Here is an 18,362-nt window from a genome sequence, read left to right as displayed (position 1 = left end):
GAGATGTTCGGTAAACTAAGTCTGGAGGCGATACCCTATCACGAGCCGATAGTCATGGTGACGCTTGCCATGATCGCGCTCGGTGGTATCGCTTTGATCGGTGCTATCACCTATTACCGCAAGTGGACCTACTTGTGGACCGAGTGGCTGACCACGGTCGACCACAAGAAGATCGGGGTGATGTACATCATCGTCGCGATGGTCATGCTGCTGCGTGGCTTTGCCGACGCCATCATGATGCGTACCCAGCTGGCCGCGGCCACTGGCGGCGCCGAAGGCTACCTGCCGCCTGAACACTATGACCAGATCTTCACCGCCCACGGTGTGATCATGATCATCTTCATGGCGATGCCGTTCTTCACTGGCCTGATGAACCTGGCCGTGCCCCTGCAGATCGGTGCGCGTGACGTCGCCTTCCCGTTCCTGAACTCCCTGAGCTTCTACCTGCTGCTGGCAGGCGTGCTGCTGGTCAACATCTCGCTGGGCGTTGGTGAATTCGCCAAGACCGGCTGGGTGGCCTATCCGCCGCTTGCGGGTATCCAGTACAGCCCTGGCGTGGGCGTGGACTACTACATCTGGGCGCTACAGCTCTCCGGATTGGGTACGACGCTTACCGGCGTGAACTTCCTCGTCACCGTGATGAAGATGCGCGCGCCTGGCATGAAACTGATGGACATGCCGATCTTCACCTGGACCTGCACCTGGGCGAACGTCCTGATCGTCGCTTCCTTCCCGATCCTGACCGCTGCCCTGGCCCTGCTGACCGTTGACCGTTATCTGGACTTCCACATCTTCACCAACGAGCTTGGTGGGAACCCGATGATGTACGTCAACCTGTTCTGGGCGTGGGGTCACCCTGAGGTCTACATCCTGATCCTGCCGGCCTTCGGTGTGTTCTCGGAAGTCACCTCGACCTTCGCTGGCAAGCGTCTGTTCGGCCACCACTCGATGATCTACGCATCGGGCGCGATCGCCGTCCTGGGCTTCGCCGTATGGCTGCACCACTTCTTCACCATGGGTGCCGGCGCCAGCGTCAACACCTTCTTCGGCCTGGCGACGATGCTGATCTCCATTCCGACCGGTGTGAAGCTGTTCAACTGGCTGTTCACCATCTACCAGGGCCGTCTGCGCTTCACCGCGCCGATCATGTGGACCCTGGGCTTCATGGTCACCTTCTCCATCGGTGGCATGACCGGCGTCCTGCTGGCTGTTCCAGGTGCTGACTTCGTCCTGCACAACAGCCTGTTCGTGATCGCCCACTTCCACAACGTGATCATCGGTGGTGCGGTATTCGGCTACATCGCCGGTTTCGCCTACTGGTTCCCGAAAGCCTTCGGCTTCACCCTGAACGAGAAGTGGGGCAAGGCTGCCTTCTGGTTCTGGATCTCCGGCTTCTACGTAGCGTTCATGCCGCTGTACGCCCTGGGCTTCATGGGCATGACCCGTCGTCTGAACCACTCGGACAACCCGGCTTGGGAACCGTACCTGTACGTTGCCGTCGTCGGCGCCGTGCTGATCCTGTTCGGTATCGCCTGCCAGCTGATCCAGCTGTACGTGTCGGTCCGCGACCGCAACCAGAACCTGGACGTGACCGGCGACCCATGGGGTGGCCGTACCCTGGAATGGTCGACTTCGTCGCCACCTCCGTTCTACAACTTCGCCCACATGCCTGAGAAGGTTGGCCTGGACGCCTGGCACGAAGCCAAGGAAGCCGGTGTCGCCTACAAGGTGCCGGGCAAGTACGAGCCGATCCACATGCCGAGCAACACCTCCACCGGTCTGTTCATGGGTCTGTTCCTGACCGTGTTCGGCTTCGCCTTCATCTGGCACATCTGGTGGCTGGTTGGCGCGAGCCTGGTTGCGACCATCGCTGTCTTCGTTCGCCACGCTGCGCGTGACGACCAGGGCTACATGGTTCCGGCCGAAGAAGTGGCGCGTATCGAAGGCGAGCGCATGAAGGCGCTGGCCCAGGCCGGTGCACTGCCTGCCGGCGGCGCACGTGTCGAATCGTTTGAGCGGGTGTAATCAATGTCCAGTCAAGTAATCCACGGCGCTGCTCATGGTCACGACCATGGGCACGACGATCACCACCACGACTCGGGCCAGATGACCGTCCTCGGTTTCTGGCTGTACCTGATGACCGACTGCATCCTGTTTGCGTCGCTCTTCGCCACCTACGCGGTGCTGTCCGGCAGTTTTGCCGGCGGCCCGTCGGGTCATGACATCTTCCAGCTCGATTTCGTAGCTGTTGAAACCGCACTGCTGCTGCTGTCGTCGATCACCTTCGGCTTCGCCATGCTGCAGATGTTCAAGGGCAACAAGGGCGGCGTGCTGGGCTGGTTGGCCATCACCTTCCTGTTCGGTGCCGGCTTCATCGCGATGGAAGTCTATGAGTTCCATCACCTGATCTCCGAAGGCTACGGTCCGAACCGCAGTGGCTTCCTGTCGGGCTTCTTCGCCCTGGTCGGTACCCACGGTCTGCACGTGACCTCGGGCCTGATCTGGATGGCTGTGCTGATGTATCAGATCCAGACCAAGGGCATCACCCCGACCGCCAAGACCCGCATGAGCTGCCTGAGCCTGTTCTGGCACTTCCTGGACGTGGTCTGGATCTGCGTCTTCACCGTCGTCTACCTGCTGGGGGTTCTGTAATGGCCAATGCACACGACACTCATCACGAAGGTAACCACGGCAGCGTGAAGTCCTACATGATCGGCTTCGTGCTGTCGATCATCCTGACTGCGATCCCGTTCGGCCTGGTGATGTACCCGAGCCTGCCGAAGAACCTGACCGTCCTGATCGTGGTGGCCCTGGCCGTCATTCAGGTGGTGGTGCACCTGGTGTACTTCCTGCACATGGACCGCTCGAAAGAGCAACGTTCCAATGTGTCGACGTTCCTGTTCACCACCTTGGTAATCGCTCTGCTGGTCGGCCTGTCGCTGTGGATCATGTTCAGCATCCACATCGAAATGATGGCCAAGTGAGGTAAGACTGCATGTCCGTTAAGCACTTTATCCAAATCACCAAACCGGGGATCATTTTCGGTAACGTGCTTTCCGTGGCAGGCGGTTTCTTCCTTGCCGCGAAGGGCCATGTGGACTTCGCCCTGTTCCTGGCGGTGGTCGTCGGTACTTCCCTGGTCGTCGCGTCCGGTTGCGTGTTCAACAACTGCATCGACCGCGACATCGACCAGAAGATGGAACGTACCAAGAACCGTGTCATGGTCCAGGGCGGCATGCCGCTGACCATTGCGCTGGCCTACGCCACCCTGCTCGGGGTGGCGGGCTTCAGCCTGCTGTATGTCCAGGCCAACCCCCTGGCGGCGTTCTGCGCGCTGGTCGGCTTCATCGTCTACGTGGGCTTCTACAGCCTGTGGCTCAAGCGTAAATCGGTGCACGGCACCCTGGTTGGCAGCCTGTCCGGTGCCATGCCTCCGGTGATCGGCTACTGCGCCGTGAGCAACAGCTTCGACCTGGCCGCGGTGACCCTGCTGGTGATGTTCAGCCTGTGGCAGATGCCGCACAGCTTCGCGATCGCCATCTTCCGCTTCAAGGACTACAGCGCTGCCAACATTCCGGTCCTGCCGGTGGCGCGCGGTATCCTCGCGGCGAAGAAGCAGATCGTGCTGTACGTGCTGGCTTTCGTGCTCGCTACCCTGATGCTGACCCTTGGCGGTTATGCCGGCCTCGGCTACCTGGCCGTGGCGGCCGCCATGGGCCTGTACTGGCTGTACATGGCCTGGGGTGGCTACAAGGCCGAGGACGACAGCAAATGGGCGCGCAAGGTGTTTGGCTTCTCCATCCTCACCGTCACTGCCCTGAGCGTGATGATGTCGGTGGACAGCCAGACGGCAGCCGATGTGCTGATGACCTACGCGCGCTGACAGTCGCCTGCTACGTGAAAACCCCGGCCTTGTGCCGGGGTTTTTCATTTTGTGCTGCTTGTGCCGGCCCCTTTCGCGGGCAAGTTCGAACACCGCAGATCTAATGGATTCAATAAATTCGTCTGAAAAACTCTAGGCAGACAAGAAAAATCCCTTTACAGAAATTCTCTTTCGGGATTATCTTCCGAATCGGCCACCGCAGTGGCCAGCGTCGCTCGGACGGTTCCGGGCGCTTACGTCTTCGAGGAAAGCATGGCCGACCAAGGTTCGCCGCGCCGTTTCGCGCGCATCGATCGTCTCCCCCCCTACGTCTTCAATATCACCGCCGAGCTCAAGATGGCTGCCCGCCGCCGTGGCGAGGACATCATCGACCTGAGCATGGGCAACCCCGACGGTGCCACGCCGCCTCATATCGTCGAGAAGCTGGTGCAGGTCGCCCAGCGTGACGACACCCACGGCTATTCCACGTCCCGCGGCATCCCACGCCTGCGCCGGGCCATCTCGCGCTGGTACCAGGAGCGCTACCAGGTGCAGATCGACCCGGAAAGCGAAGCCATCGTCACCATCGGCTCGAAGGAGGGCCTGGCCCACCTGATGCTGGGCACCCTCGATCACGGCGACACGGTGCTGGTGCCCAACCCCAGCTACCCGATCCATATCTACGGCGCGGTGATCGCCGGTGCCCAGGTGCGTTCGGTGCCGTTGGTGCCGGGCGTGGACTTCTTCAATGAGCTGGAGCGGGCGATCCGCGAGTCGATCCCCAAGCCGAAGATGATGATCCTGGGCTTCCCGTCCAACCCCACCGCGCAGTGCGTCGAGCTCGACTTCTTCGAGCGTGTGGTGGCCCTGGCCAAGCAGTACGACGTGCTGGTGGTCCATGACCTGGCCTACGCCGACATCGTCTATGACGGCTGGAAGGCCCCCTCGATCATGCAGGTGCCGGGCGCCAAGGACATCGCGGTGGAATTCTTCACCCTGTCCAAGAGCTACAACATGGCCGGCTGGCGCATCGGTTTCATGGTCGGCAACCCGGAGCTGGTCAGCGCCCTGGCGCGGATCAAGAGCTACCACGACTATGGCACCTTCACCCCCTTGCAGGTAGCAGCCATCGCTGCGCTGGAAGGCGACCAGCAGTGCGTGCGCGATATCGCCGAGCAGTACCGCCAGCGCCGCAACCTGCTGGTCAAGGGCCTGCACGAGCTGGGCTGGATGGTCGAGAACCCCAAGGCGTCGATGTACGTCTGGGCGAAGATCCCGCAAGCCTACGCGCACATGGGCTCGCTGGAGTTCTCCAAGAAGCTGCTGGCCGAGGCCAAGGTCTGCGTCTCGCCGGGTATCGGTTTCGGTGACTATGGCGACGATCATGTGCGTTTTGCCCTGATCGAGAACCAGGACCGCATTCGCCAGGCGATCCGTGGGATTCGCCAGATGTTCCGGGCCGACGGCTTGGCTCGCAAGTAAGCGACAAGCTCGTAGCTTCAAGCCGCAAGCAGGCCCGTGTAAAGGCGGCCTCTTGCGGCTTTTCAGTTCATGCGGGGTAGGAGGCCGACGCGATTCGTCTTGCAGCTTGCCGCTTGAAGCTGATAAATGGCGAGATTTTTTGCAATCCCCCTCTTCTCAACCCCCCATCCTTGGATTAAAAATGGCGCGCGGGCAGCGCCCCGATAACAACAACCTTCCCTCCGTGTCATCATGTCCGAATACAACCCTTGCCTTGACTGCGGCGCTTGCTGCGGGTACTTCCGTGTGTCCTTCTTCTGGGGCGAATGCCAGTCCGCGGGCGGACTGGTGCCCGATGATCTGGTGGTGCAGATCAACCCGACCCGGGTCGCCATGATCGGCACCGATGCCAAGCCCTGCCGTTGCATCGGCCTGGATGGGGAGATCGGCAAGCAGGTCGCCTGTACGCTCTACGCCAACCGTTCGACCCCTTGCCGCGAGTTCGAGGCGTCCTGGACCCATGGCGTGCACAACCCCAGTTGCGATGCCGCCAGGGCTCACTACGGGCTGGCGCCACTGACCCCGCCGGAAGCCAACGAGCCGCATTGGCCGGACGATGACGGGGCGGCGGTGGCCTGAACGGTCTGCTGTGGCATTGGGGCTGCACAGCAGTCCCCAATGGCAGCTGAAGCACTTAACTGGCCGACGCCACTGCTGCCTTGTCTCTCCGCTGACGCTAGACTGTCATCTTCTTCGCAATGGACAGGAGTCCCGGCGTGACCCCACCCCGCAGTTTCCCCAGCGACCTGTGCCTCGATAGCCCACGGCTGCAGCTGCGCCCCATGCGTCATGGCGACGCTCCTCGATGGTTGGCGATCATGGCCGATCCGGAGGTCATGCGTTACTGGCACCACGCGCCCTGGCACGACCTGGCCGAGGCCGAGAGCGCCCTGGCTGCCGATCGCGAGGCCTATGCCAGCGGCCAGATGCTCAAGCTGGGCATGTACCGCCGCGACAACGGCGAGCTGATCGGCATGGTCCAGTTGTTCAACATCGACGAAGCGTCTCGCCGCGGCGAGATCGGCTACTGCCTGGCCAGCGCCGTGCAAGGCCGTGGCTACATGGACGAGGCGCTGACCTGCTTCATCGACTACCTGGCCCATACCCTGCACATGCGCCGCCTGGAAGCGGAGATCGACCCGCGCAACACCGGCTCGGCACGTACCCTGGAGCGCCAGGGCTTCGTCCTCGAGGGCACCCTGCGGGCGCGCTGGTGCGTGGCAGGCGAGTTCACCGACTCGGGCATCTACGGCTTGCTGCTGGAGCCGCCTGTCGCATGAGGCCTGGGTGCTGTATGGTCAGGGGCCTGCCCAGCACCGATGGAGCACGCGGTTGCCTGCCTACTACCTGACCTTCAGCCTCCTGCTGTACCTGCTCGCCTTGTGTTTCGATGGCGTCCTGACGGGGGCCGGGCGGCACATGCCAGCGTTGCAGATGCTGCTGTATGGCCCATGGGGCGTGCCCTTCGGCTTGTACCAGTGGTTCGCCAACCCTTTGCTGGCGGTGGCGATCCTGGCGCACCGGCGCTTTCGTCGGCTGGCGCTGCTACTCGGGCTGGGGGCCCTGTACCTGGCCGCGAGCAGCTTCGGCATCGAGCGCCTGCCAGACAACCAGAGCTATGCCTTCCAGGACGTCACTGGCTTCGGTGCCGGTTTCTACCTGTGGTTGCTGGCCATCCTGCTGTTTTGCGTGGGCCAGGCCTGGTGGTGCTGGAAGGCGCGCAGTGCCAATGACATGCCTGACTGGCACTGGCTCGATGTGGCGCTGATCGCCGCGCTTGGCGTGACGCTGTATGCCGGGACCCAGATGCCTTCGCTGCAGTTCGATGTGGACAAGGTGCTGATGCCGCCGGAGCAGCCGCAGTCGTTTTGAGGGGGCGTGTGGTGTCAGCAAGGGGGCGTTCGAGGCGCTCCGGCAAGCCCGTTGGCTTGGCGAAGGCTGGGGCCGCTTCGCAGCCCTTTCGCGACACAAGGCCGCTCCAGGAGCCTGCAGATCGCATCATTGGTGATCGAAGCGGCCTTGTCGGGGCGCCGAGGCGCTGCGAATGGGCTGCAAAGCAGCCCTAGGGGGCTACGCGAGGTTCGCGCCGAGCCCTGGCCTTGAGGTATTCCCGCACTTCCACGCCATCCCCGGCGAACTCGATACGGCTGGCCTTGGCTTCGCGCTGGTAGGCATACATCGGGTCGTAGTACTCGTTGAGCAACCCTTCGATCCAACCCCGGTGCAGGCTCACATCGCCGCTGCGCAGTTGCTCGTCCAGCGCTTGCCCCAACAGGGCCGACAGGCGCTGGAAGCGCTCGCCGCCCAGGCGCTTGTGGATATTGGCCATGCTCTGCAGCATCCGCTCGGCGAACAGCCGGCGACCGTTCTCTTCGCCATGCAGGGCGACGAACTCGGCGCAGAGGTTGATCACGTAATCGCGCAGGATGCGCTCCACGCGATTAGCGAAGCTGTCTTCCAGCCACACCAGCGGGTACTGTTGCATGCCCTGGTACAGCTCCAGCGGCACCGAGCAGCTACCGACGATACGCCCTTCGTCTTCGAGCACGAACTGTTGCATGCCCTTGGCGCGCTTCTTCAGCACGTCGATGGCCAGGCGGTTTTCGAAATCGATCTGCGCCGGTTGTGCGGTGGCGCGCTTGCCGAAACTGGAACCACGGTGGTTGGCGTGGCCTTCCAGGTCGAGCACGTTGTCCAGCTGGTGCAGCACGTCGGTCTTGCCGGTGCCGGTGAGGCCGCCCACCAGCACGAAATCGCACTGCTCGACCGCCTGCTGGGTGGTCTCCAGCAGGAAGGTCCGCATGGCCTTGTAGCCGCCCTTGACCTTGGGGTACTGGATACCGGCTTCATCCTTCAGCCAGCCCTGGACGATCTGCGAGCGCAGGCCGCCGCGCAAGCAGTACAGGTAGCCGTGCGGATGGGCCTGGGCGAACGCGGCCCAGGCTTCCAGGCGCTGCTGCTTGGTGGCGCCGTTGACCAACTGGTGGCCCAGGGCGATGGCGGCGGCCTGGCCGTGCTGCTTGTAGCAGGTGCCGACCTTCTGCCGTTCCTGGTCGTTCATCAGCGGCAGGTTGACGGCGCCGGGGAAGGCGCCTTTGGCGAATTCGACCGGTGCACGCATGTCCATCATCGGCACATCGTCGAGGAACAACTGGCGGTAATCGGTGCAGTCGTGGCGCATCAGAACACCTCGACCGCGTGGCTCTGTCGCTTGACCAGCTCGCCGATCGGCGACAGCGACAGGCCCAGTTCGGCGGCCACGGCGAGGAACTCGGCTTCGCCTTCGGGGCTCACGGCCACCAGCAGGCCACCGCTGGTCTGCGGGTCGCACAGCAGGTGTTTCTGGTCGTCGTTCAGGGCGCCGATCCGGTGGCCGTAGCTGTCGAAGTTGCGCAGGGTGCCGCCGGGGATGCAGCCCTCGGCCAGGTAGTGCGCGACGCTGGGCAGGCGCGGCACGGCATCGAACTGCAGCCGCGCGGTCAGGCCGCTGCCATCGGCCACTTCGACCAGATGCCCGAGCAAGCCAAAACCGGTCACGTCGGTCATGGCCTTGACCCCATCGAGCTTGCCGAAGCGGCTGCCAGGGGTATTGAGGGTGCACATCCAGTCGCGGGCCAGCCCTTGGTCCTGCTCACGCAGCTTGGACTTCTTCTCGGCCGTGGTGAGGATGCCGATGCCCAGCGGCTTGGTCAGGTACAGGCGGCAGCCCTGGGTGGCGGTATCGTTGCGCTTGAGGTCGCGTTTGCCGACCACGCCGGTGACGGCCAGGCCGAAGATCGGTTCGGGCGCATCGATGGAGTGGCCGCCAGCCAAGGGGATACCCGCTGCGGCGCACACGGCGCGGCCGCCGCGGATCACTTCGCGGGCCACTTCCGGCGGCAGCAGGTTGACCGGCCAGCCGAGGATGGCGATGGCCATCAGCGGGTCGCCGCCCATGGCGTAGATGTCGCTGATGGCGTTGGTGGCGGCGATACGGCCGAAATCGTACGGGTCGTCGACGATGGGCATGAAGAAGTCGGTGGTCGAGACCACGCCGCGCTCGTCGTCCAGCGCATACACTGCGGCGTCGTCGCGCGAAGCGTTGCCCACCCAGAGCTTCGGGTCCAGGGCTTGGGCACCGCTCTCGGCGAGGATCACATCCAGCACCTTCGGAGAGATCTTGCAGCCACAGCCGGCGCCGTGGCTGTACTGGGTCAGGCGAATCGGCTCGCTCATACGCACCTCTGATTTTCGTGATGCGCGATTGTAGCAAAGCTGGCCTTTGCGCCAGCGCCTCTTATAATCCCCTCCATCCAGCGGCAAGCTTCAAGCAGCCAGCGAAAGCAGCCAGTGCACCGATTTGCTCTTTCTTGCAGCTCGTAGTTTCTTTGGCAGCTCGCCGCTGATCTTCCCCGCTATTGAACCGGAGAACCCCCATGCTCAAACGTCCCCTGGCGCTTGCCGCCGGCCTCGCGCTGTCCTGCTGTGCCGTCATCGCCCAGGCTGCTGAAACCTTGCGGGTGAGCGCCATCCCCGACGAGGCGCCGACCGAACTGCTGCGCAAGTTCAAGCCGTTGGGCGAGTACCTGGAGAAGCAACTGGGCATGGACGTGAAGTTCGTGCCGGTGGCGGACTACCCCGCGGTGGTCGAGTCGCTGGCGAGCGACAAGCTGGACCTGGCCTGGCTGGGCGGCTTCACCTTCGTCCAGGTGCACCTGAAGGACCCGGCCGCGACGCCGTTGGTGCAGCGTGAGCAGGATGCCCAGTTCACCAGCAAGTTCATCACCGCCAACCCGGACGTGCACAGCCTGGCCGATCTCAAGGGCAAGACCTTCGCCTTCGGTTCGATCTCGTCGACCTCCGGCAGCCTGATGCCACGTTACTTCATGTTCAAGAACGACAACATCAAGCCCGAGGGCTATTTCAGCCGCATCGCCTACTCCGGCGCCCATGACGCCACTGCTGCCTGGGTCCAGGCCGGCAAGGTCGACGCCGGCGTGCTCAACGCCAGCGTGTGGGACAAGCTGGTCGCCTCGGGCAAGGTCGATACCAGCAAGGTGAAGGTGTTCGCCACCACGCCGACCTACTACGACTACAACTGGACCGTGCGCGGCAAGATGGACCCGGCCCTGAAAGAGAAGATCAAGCAGGCCTTCCTCGCCCTCGACCCGGCCAACCCGGAGCACAAGGCGATCCTCGACCTGCAGGCCGCCAGCCGCTTCATCGAGACCAAGCCTGAGAACTACGTGGGCACCGAGCAAGCCGCACGCGAGGCCGGCCTGCTCAAGTGACTATCCATCTGCACGGCGCAGGCCTGCGCCATGGCCAGGTCCGCGCCCTCGAAGCGGTGGACCTGCGCATCGACAAGGGCGAGCGGGTGGCGATCATCGGCCCGTCCGGGGCCGGCAAGTCCAGCCTGCTGCACCTGATCGCCACCGCCGTACGGCCCAGCGCGGGGCGCTTGGAGCTGCTCGACGAGCAGCCCTGGGCACTGTCGTCCAGGGCCCGCCAGCGCTTGCGCGCGCGGGTTGGCCTGGTGCACCAGGCACCGCCGCTACCGCCGCGCCAGCGGGTGGTCACCGCCGTGCTGGCCGGGCGCCTGGGGCAGTGGGGAACGTTGCGCGGCTTGCTCAACCTGATCTATCCCAGCGATGTGCCGGGTGCTCGCCAGGCGCTTGCCGAGCTGGGCCTGGCCGACAAGCTGTTCGTCCAGTGCGGCCAGTTGTCCGGTGGCCAGTTGCAACGGGTGGGCATCGCCCGGGCGCTGTATCAGCGCCCCGACGTGCTGTTGGCCGACGAACCGGTCTCGGCCATGGACCCGGTGCTGGCCGAGCACAGCCTGGCGCTGCTCAACCGCCATGCCCGTGAGCACGGCGTGACCCTGGTGGCCAGCCTGCATGCGGTGGAACTGGCGCTGGCGCATTTCCCCCGGGTGGTCGGCATCCGCGATGGCCAGGTGGTTTTCGACTGCCCGGCCGAGGCCGTTACCGAGAGCCTGCTGGATGCGCTCTACGCCAACGAGCAACTCAGCTCACCGCCTGTGCCGGGGCCGACCTTGACGGTGCAGATCCCGCGATGCTGAAGGCCGATGCCCGCGACCCGGCGGCCTTGCCCCGTCTGTTGCTGACCTTGCTGGCCCTGGCCGTGTTGTGGCCAGGGGTGCAATTGAGCGAATTGAACCCCGGCGTGCTGCTGCAGGAGGAGAACCGGCAGCAGATGGGCAGCTTCGTCGCGGCCTTCTGGCCGCCTGCCCATGACCGCGACTTTCTCGCATTGCTGTTCGAGGCCACCTTGCAGACCCTGGCCGTGGCGACCGCCGGCATGGCCCTGGCGCTGCTGCTGGCGGTGCCGACGAGTCTGCTGGCCAGCCGTGCGCTGTCGCTGGGCGCGGCATCCCGGGGCGGGCGTGCCGGGCCCTGGTCGCGCATCCTGCGCCTGCCGGTGCGGGGCCTTCTGGTGTTCCTGCGCAGCGTGCCGGAGATCGTCTGGGCGCTGTTGTTCGTGCGTGCCGTGGGGCTGGGGCCGACCGCTGGCGTGCTGGCCATCGCCATCACCTACAGCGGCATGCTCGGCAAGGTCTATGCGGAGATCTTCGAGTCGGTCGACCAGCGCCCGGTCCATGCCCTGTTGCAGGCTGGCAGCGGCCGGCTGGCGGCCTTCTTCTACGGTATCCTGCCCAATGCGGCCGCGGAGGTGGTGTCGTACACCGTCTACCGTTGGGAGTGCGCGGTGCGGGCCTCGGTGGTGATGGGGTTCGTCGGTGCGGGCGGACTGGGGCAGCAGATCGACCTGTCCATGCGTATGTTCGCCGGGGCCGAAGTGGCGAGCATGCTGCTGGCGTTCCTGGTGCTGGTGATGCTCGCCGACCTGCTCAGCCGCATCCTGCGTGGGAGGTTGGCGTGAGCCGTTTGCTCAACCTGTCGGTGATCGTCTGCATCCTGGCAGCGGTGGTGGCCTCGTTCGGCTACCTGGAGCTGGACCTCGCCTCGGTGATCGGCCACGGTGGGTTGGCGCAGATGGGCGAATATGCCACGCGCTTCCTCAGCCCGGACCTGTCCACCGACCATTTGCGGGCAGTGGGTTGGGGGGCCTTGGAGACTCTGGCCATGTCCGGCCTGGGCACCTTGCTGGCGATGGCCCTGGGGTTGCTGCTGGCGCTGCCTGCCGCAGGGCGATTCGGTTGGCCCTTGCAATCGCTGGCGCGCCTGCTGCTCAACGCCCTGCGTGCCATTCCCGAGCTGGTCTGGGCGGCCCTGACCGTCCTGGCCGCGGGCCTTGGGCCGAATGCTGGCACCCTGGCGCTGGCATTGCACACCACCGGTGTGCTTGGCCGACTGTTCGCCGAAGCGCTGGAAAATGCACCCGCTGAGCCTGCTGCAGCCATCCGCCTGCAGGGCGGTAGCCAGGCCGTGGCGTTCTGTTTCGGTACCTTGCCCAACCTCTGGCCGCAGTTGCTCGCCTACAGCCTGTACCGCTGGGAGAACAACATCCGCATGGCCAGCGTGCTCGGCTTCGTGGGCGCGGGTGGGTTGGGGCAGATGCTCTATACCACCTTGAGCCTGTTCCAGGAGGCGCAGGCCAGTACGGTGATCATCGCCATGCTGGTGCTGGTGTTGCTGGTGGATGCGTTCAGCGACCTGCTGCGTCAGCGCTATGTGCGTGCTTGAGGTGGGGGGAGGGTGTAGCAAGAGGTTTATCGGGGTCGCAGAGCACTTGCCTCATCTGCACCAACGCCACCCTGCCACCCTCCGGCGCCTGCCGTTCCTCGATGCCAAACGGCACGAAGCCCAGCTGTGGATAAAGCAGCAACCCGGCGGTGTTGTGGTTGAAGCACGACACCCACACCTCCCGCGCCGCGAACTGTTCCCGTGCCTTGTCGATCATGCATTGCACCAGGTAGCGCGCTACGCCACGGCCACGCGCCTTCGGCGCCACCACCACATTACCCAAGGCGCACACGCCACCGTGCTCGGCCTTGTAGAAGTTGGCGAAGCCCAGCACCTCGTCATCGGCCTCGACCACCGTCGAGCCGCTGCGCTGGGCGATGGCTTCGCTCAGTTGGGCCGGGGTCAGGGGGTAGCTGGCCTTGGGGAACATGTAGAACAGCTCGTCCGGGCCCTGGGGAAAGCGGCAGATGGCAGCGATGTCGGCGGGCTGGGCAGGGCGGTGGTTCAGGCGCATGGCAGGCTGGAAGTAGTGGATTCCGAGATGACATTATCCATGCCCATGCAATTCGTCCAGGTTATTTGAAGTCGGCTTCTGGCTGATGGCACAATGCCGCAGTCGCCGTACCCCAGGGCCTTTCCCCGCCCTGTCGCCTGTCCGGTGCCCTCCAGGACAGCAGTCGAATCGGTGATCCTCTATGAGCGAGCGAACGGGTAAGGGCCTCTCTTTTGCCAAGCGCATGTACGTGCCGCGTGCCATCGGCACGGGGCTGGGCTTCTTCTGTGTGATGATCGGTATCTGGCCGCTGCAGCCGGCCTGGTGGACATGGGCGTTGCTGGTGGCCCATGGCTTCGTCTGGCCGCACCTGGCTTTCCAGATCGCCCGGCTGTCGTCGCAACCTTTTCGCTGCGAGCAGCGCAACCTGGTGTTCGACGGCTTCGCCGGCGGCTGCTGGGCTGGGGTCATGGGCCTGAATCCGCTGCCGAGCGTGATCATCCTGTCGATGATCGCCATGGACAAGATCGCCGCTGGCGGCTGGCACATGCTGTTCAAGACCCTCCTGGCCCAGTTGCTGGGCATCGGCCTGGGCCTGTGGCTGTACGCGCCGCCGCTGTTCCCCGAGACCAGCCAGGTGCAGATGCTCGCCTGCCTGCCGATCCTGCTGGTCTACCCCATGGCCATCGGCATGATCTGCTACCGGGTCACCGTACTGCTTGGCGAGCACAAGCGTGCCCTGGCACGCCTGAGCCAGACCGACAGCCTGACCGGGCTGATCAACCACGGTGCCTGGAAAGACCTGTTGCTGCGTGAATTCGAGCACTGCCGCGCCAACCACCTGCCCAACACCCTGGCTCTGATCGATATCGACCACTTCAAGCAGATCAACGATGGCCATGGGCATCTGGTCGGGGACAATATCCTGCGCATCGTGAGTGCCTTCTTTTCCAGTTACCTGCGCAAGAGCGACCCCGTGGCCCGTTATGGCGGGGACGAGTTCTGCGTCATGCTCCCCGGCACCACACCGGCACAGGCCAGGGAAATCCTCGAGCGTCTGCGCCAGGCCGTCGAGGAATACCGCGACCCTGCCTTGGCGCATTTGCGCTTGAGCCTGAGTATCGGCATCGCGCCGTTCGGGCTGCACCTGACCAATGCCGAGGCCTGGCTGCATGAGGCGGACACGGCGCTCTACCAGGCCAAGAGCGAAGGTCGCAATCGCACCGTGGTAGCGGGGACCAGTTGGGTTAACTGGTCCGGGAACAGCAGCACGGGCTTCCAACCGCAGCATTGAGACGACGCAGTTCCATGCCTTGGGGCCTCTGGCTCCCAAGGCCGGTAAGGACACGTTCACCGAGCTCGTCGAAACCAAGGGCCCCTGTACCTCAGTAGGCGTAGCGCAACGTCGTCATGAAGTTGCGCGGCGCGCCATACAGCCCGGCGGCGGTGGTGGTGTAGTACTCCTTGTCGAACAGGTTGTTGACGTTGAGCGTGGCCGACAGCGACGGGGTGATCTGATAGCGCGCCATCAGGTTGGCCAGGGCATAGCTGCTCTGGGTGGTGGCGTAGCTCAGGTCGTAGCCGGTCTCGCTCTGCCAGTTCACCCCGCCGCCGACGGTCAGCTTGTCCAGCGCACCGGGCAGGCGGTAGGTGGTGAACAGCTTGACGCTGTTGCGCGGGATCTCGGTGACGATGCGATGGTCGTCATCGTTGAAGCTGACGCTGTAGGAGTAGCCGCCGGTGATCTGCCAGCCGTCGGCGAGTTCACCATTGACCTCCAGCTCCACGCCTTCGCTGGTGGTGCCGCTCTCGGCCTTGTAGGCCTGGTAGCCATTGGGTTGCAGGCGGTCACCGTCGGCCACCGCGAGGTTGTCTTGCTCGACCCGGAACAGCGCCAGGCTGGCATTGAGCCGGCCTTCGTAGAAGCCTGCCTTCAAGCCCAGTTCGTAGCCCGTGCCCTCCAGGGGATCGAGGGGGGTGCCATTGACGTCGCGGATGTTCGACGACTGTGGGTTGAAGATCTGCGTGTAGCTGGCATAGGCGGTCCAGGTGTCGTCCAGGTCATAGACGAAGCCCGCATAGGGGATGACGATGCCGGTCTCGGTGCGCTCGCTCTTGCTGCTCGAACCGGCATAGAGACGGCTCTTGTTCTCGCGGTTCCAGTCCACTACCCGCGCGCCGACGATGAGGCTGGCGGCATCGCTCAGGTGCCAGCGCGACGTCAGGTAGGCGCCGTACTGGGTTTCGGTCAGGTCGTTTTCGCCGATCTTGTTGAAGACCGGTTTGGGCGCATGGCCGTCCCAGGTATAGATGTTGTCGATGGTGCCCTGGTAGCCGGACCCTGGGCGCTGCCAGCCGCCATAGTTGGCGGTGCCGCGCTCCTCGATGCGTGACAGGGTGACGCCGGTGATCAGTTCGTGTTCACGGCCGAACAAAGGGAGGGTGCCGGTCATGTAGGCGTCGAGGTTGTCCTGCTCGGGCGTGGCCTTCCAGCGGGTCGGCATGATGTAGGCCCCGGCACCGGTGGCCTTGTCGATTTCGCCGCTCATGTAGGTGACCACGCTGTCGTAGTCATTGCGGGCGTGGCTGTATTCCAGCTTGCCGCTCCAGCCGTTGGCGAAGTGTTGCTCGACCGAGGCGAAAAGTGTGCTCTGCTTGCGGTCGTAGTAGGTCCAGTCGGGCGAGGGGTTGAACGAGCGGCGGATGTCGGTCAGGTCGCCGTCGGTGGTGAACAGCGGAAAGCCCGTGCGCATCGGCGCGTTGGCGTGGGTGACCTGGTGGCTGAAGCCCAGTGTCAGCAGGGTCGAGTCGCTCAGGTCGAGTTCGGTGATGCCATAGAGGGTCGACAGCTCCTGGTTGAAGCGGTCGATCCAGGCATGCTGGTCCTTCTGGTCGGCGACGAAGCGGCCACGCACGTTGCCGCTGTCGTTCAGCGCGCCGCCCACATCCACGCTCAGGCCGTAGCGGTCCCAGCTACCGGCTTCGGCCGACAGCAGGACCTGTGGATCCACGGTGGGGCGCTTGCGGATCAGGTTGATGGTCGCCGACGGGTTGCCCAGCCCGCTGATCAGGCCGGTGGCACCGCGCACCACTTCGACTCGGTCGTACATGGCGGTGTTCTGGGTGTAGTTGTCCATGCGCGACGAGGTGGGTACGCCGTCGATCTCGAAGTTGTTGATCGGGAAGCCGCGCGACAGGTAGGTGGTGCTGTCGCCGCCAATGCTTTCGCGTACCACGGTGATGCCGGTGGTGGCGTCGAGGGCGTCGGTGAGGTTGTCGAGCTTCTGGTCTTCCAGGCGCTGGCGGGTCAGCACGGTGACCGATTGTGGGGTTTCCTTGAGCGACAGGTTCAGGCGGGTCGAGCTGCTCGACGACTCGGTGGTGTAGGAGCCCGAGCCCTCGGTGGTCGAGCCCGGCGCCTTGCCGGAGATGCTCAGGGCGGTCAGCTCCAGGGCGGTTTCTCCCGGTGCCGAAACCGGCATCAGCACGTAGCCGCCATTGCTCTGGCGCCGCGCCTGCAGGCCACTGCCGGCCAGCAGATGGGCCAGGCCATCCTCCACCGAGTAGTGGCCACGCAGGCCGGGCGAGGTCAGGCCTTGGGTCTGCTCGCTGGCGAACGACAGGTTCACCCCCGCATGGCTGGCGAACTGGCTCAGGGCGGAACCCAGTGGGCCCGGCTCGATCTCGAAATGACGGGCCTGGTTCTGCTCGGCAGCGTAGGCCGTGGGGATCAAGGGCGTGGCGATCAGGCCAAACAAGGCCAGGTGGATGGCATGGGCCAGGGCAAGACGGGGCATCGTGTTTTCCTAGGGTTGGCGTGGCAAAGGTGCGGCAGTTGTCGCCGCTTCAGTGCTTGGCCGAATGAGAATGAAAATCGGCAACCCTTTGCAGGAAATTTTTCATGCGGTCTCGATGCGCACCCAGTAGCGGGTCAGGTAACGCACCCGGATCGGCAGTGATGTGGCCAGGTTTTCCAGGATGCGATCGCTATCGTCCAGGCGGAAGGCGCCGGAGACGCGCAGGTCGGCGACGGCGTCGCTGCAGGCCAGCAAGCCCGGGCGGTAGCGGCCGAGTTCGACGACCAGGTCGCGCAGGCGCCAGTCCACCACCATCAGCATGCCGCGCACCCAGGCATCGCTATCGTCGGGCAGGGGGCTTGGCACATCCAGGCGATGATCGTCGAACCAGGCCTGTTGGCCGGCTTCCAGTCGCAGCAGGCGGCTGGGGGACTGTGCCGGACGCAGTTCGACCGCATGCGCCGTGACCTGGACCAGGCAGCGCTGGCCTTCGCTGCGTACGCTGAAGCGCGTGCCCAGGGCGCGGATGCTGCCCTGTGGGGTATGCACGATGAAGGGCCGCTGCGCCGTATCGGCTGCCGTCTGGATGAGGACTTCGCCGTGGTGCAGGCGTACCTCGCGCAGGGTCGCGCCATAGAGAACGTCCAGGGCGCTGTTGGTGTTGATCTCCAGCCGCCCGCCATCGGCCAGGTGCACATGGCGCCGCTCGCCCTTGTGGGTACGGTACTGCGCCAGCCGTGACGACAACGGCTCGATCACCTGCAAGCCCCAGCCCGTGGCGCCAGCGGCCAGCAACAGCCCCAGCACCTTGGCCACCGCCCGGCGCCTTGTGCGGACACCGGCCAGGGCCGGCAGGGCGATCTCGCCGGGGAGTGTGTCGAGCTGGCGTTGCAATTTTTCTAATCGTGCCCAGGCCCTGGCGTGGCGCTCGTCCTGCTCCAGCCACGCTTGCCAGCCAGCATGATCGGCCTGGCCTGGCGGCGCGGCATTGAGCTGCACGTACCAGGTGGCCGCGGCCTCCAGCACCTTGCGCTCCAGCATCG

Annotated in this window: 17 protein-coding genes and 1 pseudogene; 13 read left to right on the top strand and 5 right to left on the bottom strand. The window is 64.5% G+C overall.

The window, feature by feature from the left end; all coding sequences use genetic code 11:
* Window positions 1-3: 3 nt before the first annotated feature.
* The 8 genes from cyoB (at window position 4) to WCE05_RS01775 (ending at window position 7,255) form a co-directional block, all read left to right on the top strand.
* On the top strand, window positions 4-2,025 hold the full coding sequence (gene cyoB / locus WCE05_RS01810; protein WP_225788581.1) for a cytochrome o ubiquinol oxidase subunit I: 2,022 nt from the start codon (window positions 4-6) through the stop codon (window positions 2,023-2,025).
* A 3-nt stretch (window positions 2,026-2,028) separates the two neighbouring features.
* A complete protein-coding gene (gene cyoC, locus WCE05_RS01805) occupies window positions 2,029-2,652 on the top strand; it encodes a cytochrome o ubiquinol oxidase subunit III (protein WP_225788582.1) in 624 nt (207 codons plus the stop codon).
* Window positions 2,652-2,984 carry a cytochrome o ubiquinol oxidase subunit IV gene (gene cyoD / locus WCE05_RS01800; protein ID WP_225788583.1) on the top strand — a complete coding sequence of 111 codons (333 nt, stop codon included), beginning with the start codon at window positions 2,652-2,654 and terminating at the stop codon, window positions 2,982-2,984. The genes cyoC and cyoD overlap by 1 nt, the downstream gene beginning before the upstream one ends.
* Window positions 2,985-2,995: 11 nt before the next feature.
* Window positions 2,996-3,883 carry a heme o synthase gene (gene cyoE, locus WCE05_RS01795; protein WP_225788584.1) on the top strand — a complete coding sequence of 296 codons (888 nt, stop codon included), beginning with the start codon at window positions 2,996-2,998 and terminating at the stop codon, window positions 3,881-3,883.
* A gap of 252 nt (window positions 3,884-4,135) precedes the next feature.
* A complete protein-coding gene (alaC, locus tag WCE05_RS01790) occupies window positions 4,136-5,344 on the top strand; it encodes an alanine transaminase (RefSeq protein WP_225788585.1) in 1,209 nt (402 codons plus the stop codon).
* 231 nt (window positions 5,345-5,575) lie between these two features.
* A complete protein-coding gene (locus WCE05_RS01785) occupies window positions 5,576-5,962 on the top strand; it encodes a YkgJ family cysteine cluster protein (protein ID WP_368815354.1) in 387 nt (128 codons plus the stop codon).
* A gap of 137 nt (window positions 5,963-6,099) precedes the next feature.
* The gene (locus WCE05_RS01780) at window positions 6,100-6,663 is read left to right on the top strand and encodes a GNAT family N-acetyltransferase (protein WP_225788587.1); all 564 of its coding nucleotides are present in this window, start codon (window positions 6,100-6,102) and stop codon (window positions 6,661-6,663) included.
* 52 nt (window positions 6,664-6,715) lie between these two features.
* Window positions 6,716-7,255 carry a hypothetical protein gene (locus tag WCE05_RS01775; RefSeq protein ID WP_253080790.1) on the top strand — a complete coding sequence of 180 codons (540 nt, stop codon included), beginning with the start codon at window positions 6,716-6,718 and terminating at the stop codon, window positions 7,253-7,255.
* A 190-nt stretch (window positions 7,256-7,445) separates the two neighbouring features.
* Here WCE05_RS01775 and mnmH read toward each other — a convergent pair whose 3' ends face one another.
* Window positions 7,446-8,564 carry a tRNA 2-selenouridine(34) synthase MnmH gene (gene mnmH / locus WCE05_RS01770; protein ID WP_225788589.1) on the bottom strand — a complete coding sequence of 373 codons (1,119 nt, stop codon included), beginning with the start codon at window positions 8,562-8,564 and terminating at the stop codon, window positions 7,446-7,448.
* Window positions 8,564-9,598, bottom strand: a complete 1,035-nt coding sequence (gene selD / locus WCE05_RS01765; protein WP_225788590.1) for a selenide, water dikinase SelD — start codon at window positions 9,596-9,598, stop codon at window positions 8,564-8,566. The genes mnmH and selD overlap by 1 nt, the downstream gene beginning before the upstream one ends.
* Window positions 9,599-9,798: 200 nt before the next feature.
* Between selD and WCE05_RS01760 the strand changes: the two genes are divergently transcribed.
* Genes WCE05_RS01760 through phnE form a run of 4 tightly spaced genes read left to right on the top strand, consistent with a single transcriptional unit; the run spans window position 9,799 to window position 13,029 of the window.
* The gene (locus WCE05_RS01760) at window positions 9,799-10,653 is read left to right on the top strand and encodes a putative selenate ABC transporter substrate-binding protein (protein WP_253080789.1); all 855 of its coding nucleotides are present in this window, start codon (window positions 9,799-9,801) and stop codon (window positions 10,651-10,653) included.
* Complete coding sequence (locus WCE05_RS01755; protein WP_225788592.1) at window positions 10,650-11,444, top strand: phosphonate ABC transporter ATP-binding protein; 795 nt, start codon at window positions 10,650-10,652, stop codon at window positions 11,442-11,444. The genes WCE05_RS01760 and WCE05_RS01755 overlap by 4 nt, the downstream gene beginning before the upstream one ends.
* Window positions 11,438-12,265, top strand: coding sequence for an ABC transporter permease (locus WCE05_RS01750; RefSeq protein ID WP_225788593.1), 828 nt, complete (start codon window positions 11,438-11,440; stop codon window positions 12,263-12,265). Before WCE05_RS01755 ends, WCE05_RS01750 begins: the two co-directional genes overlap by 7 nt.
* Window positions 12,262-13,029 carry a phosphonate ABC transporter, permease protein PhnE gene (gene phnE, locus WCE05_RS01745; protein ID WP_225788594.1) on the top strand — a complete coding sequence of 256 codons (768 nt, stop codon included), beginning with the start codon at window positions 12,262-12,264 and terminating at the stop codon, window positions 13,027-13,029. Before WCE05_RS01750 ends, phnE begins: the two co-directional genes overlap by 4 nt.
* Window positions 13,030-13,069: 40 nt before the next feature.
* On the opposite strand, the pseudogene WCE05_RS01740 reads toward phnE, so the two are convergent.
* Window positions 13,070-13,543: pseudogene (locus WCE05_RS01740) on the bottom strand (N-acetyltransferase family protein); the annotation flags it as partial.
* Between the two features lie 181 nt (window positions 13,544-13,724).
* On the opposite strand from WCE05_RS01740, the gene WCE05_RS01735 reads away from it, so the two are divergent.
* Complete coding sequence (locus WCE05_RS01735) at window positions 13,725-14,816, top strand: diguanylate cyclase (protein WP_368815353.1); 1,092 nt, start codon at window positions 13,725-13,727, stop codon at window positions 14,814-14,816.
* Between the two features lie 91 nt (window positions 14,817-14,907).
* Here WCE05_RS01735 and WCE05_RS01730 read toward each other — a convergent pair whose 3' ends face one another.
* Both WCE05_RS01730 and WCE05_RS01725 read right to left on the bottom strand, forming a co-directional pair.
* Window positions 14,908-17,319 carry a TonB-dependent siderophore receptor gene (locus WCE05_RS01730; RefSeq protein ID WP_368815352.1) on the bottom strand — a complete coding sequence of 804 codons (2,412 nt, stop codon included), beginning with the start codon at window positions 17,317-17,319 and terminating at the stop codon, window positions 14,908-14,910.
* Window positions 17,320-17,421: 102 nt separating this feature from the next.
* The gene (locus WCE05_RS01725) at window positions 17,422-18,360 is read right to left on the bottom strand and encodes a FecR domain-containing protein (RefSeq protein WP_368815351.1); all 939 of its coding nucleotides are present in this window, start codon (window positions 18,358-18,360) and stop codon (window positions 17,422-17,424) included.
* Window positions 18,361-18,362: the final 2 nt, after the last annotated feature.

The sequence above is a fragment of the Pseudomonas sp. I2 genome, from assembly GCF_040984075.1.
Lineage (GTDB): Bacteria > Pseudomonadota > Gammaproteobacteria > Pseudomonadales > Pseudomonadaceae > Aquipseudomonas > Aquipseudomonas guariconensis_B.
The sequence above is the reverse complement of the archived record's forward strand: the minus strand, read 5'-3'. Positions and strand labels throughout refer to the sequence as shown.

Excerpts from the sequence above, each read along its gene's own strand:
- cyoE (WP_225788584.1), top strand. The coding sequence starts at position 2,996 with ATGTCCGTTAAGCACTTTATCCAAATCACCAAACCGGGGATCATTTTC.
- cyoD (WP_225788583.1), top strand. The coding sequence starts at position 2,652 with ATGGCCAATGCACACGACACTCATCACGAAGGTAACCACGGCAGCGTG.
- cyoC (WP_225788582.1), top strand. The coding sequence starts at position 2,029 with ATGTCCAGTCAAGTAATCCACGGCGCTGCTCATGGTCACGACCATGGG.
- mnmH (WP_225788589.1), bottom strand. The coding sequence starts at position 8,564 with ATGCGCCACGACTGCACCGATTACCGCCAGTTGTTCCTCGACGATGTG.
- WCE05_RS01785 (WP_368815354.1), top strand. The coding sequence starts at position 5,576 with ATGTCCGAATACAACCCTTGCCTTGACTGCGGCGCTTGCTGCGGGTAC.
- WCE05_RS01760 (WP_253080789.1), top strand. The coding sequence starts at position 9,799 with ATGCTCAAACGTCCCCTGGCGCTTGCCGCCGGCCTCGCGCTGTCCTGC.
- WCE05_RS01735 (WP_368815353.1), top strand. The coding sequence starts at position 13,725 with ATGAGCGAGCGAACGGGTAAGGGCCTCTCTTTTGCCAAGCGCATGTAC.
- WCE05_RS01730 (WP_368815352.1), bottom strand. The coding sequence starts at position 17,319 with ATGCCCCGTCTTGCCCTGGCCCATGCCATCCACCTGGCCTTGTTTGGC.
- WCE05_RS01725 (WP_368815351.1), bottom strand. The coding sequence starts at position 18,360 with ATGCTGGAGCGCAAGGTGCTGGAGGCCGCGGCCACCTGGTACGTGCAG.
- WCE05_RS01750 (WP_225788593.1), top strand. The coding sequence starts at position 11,438 with ATGCTGAAGGCCGATGCCCGCGACCCGGCGGCCTTGCCCCGTCTGTTG.
- selD (WP_225788590.1), bottom strand. The coding sequence starts at position 9,598 with ATGAGCGAGCCGATTCGCCTGACCCAGTACAGCCACGGCGCCGGCTGT.
- alaC (WP_225788585.1), top strand. The coding sequence starts at position 4,136 with ATGGCCGACCAAGGTTCGCCGCGCCGTTTCGCGCGCATCGATCGTCTC.
- cyoB (WP_225788581.1), top strand. The coding sequence starts at position 4 with ATGTTCGGTAAACTAAGTCTGGAGGCGATACCCTATCACGAGCCGATA.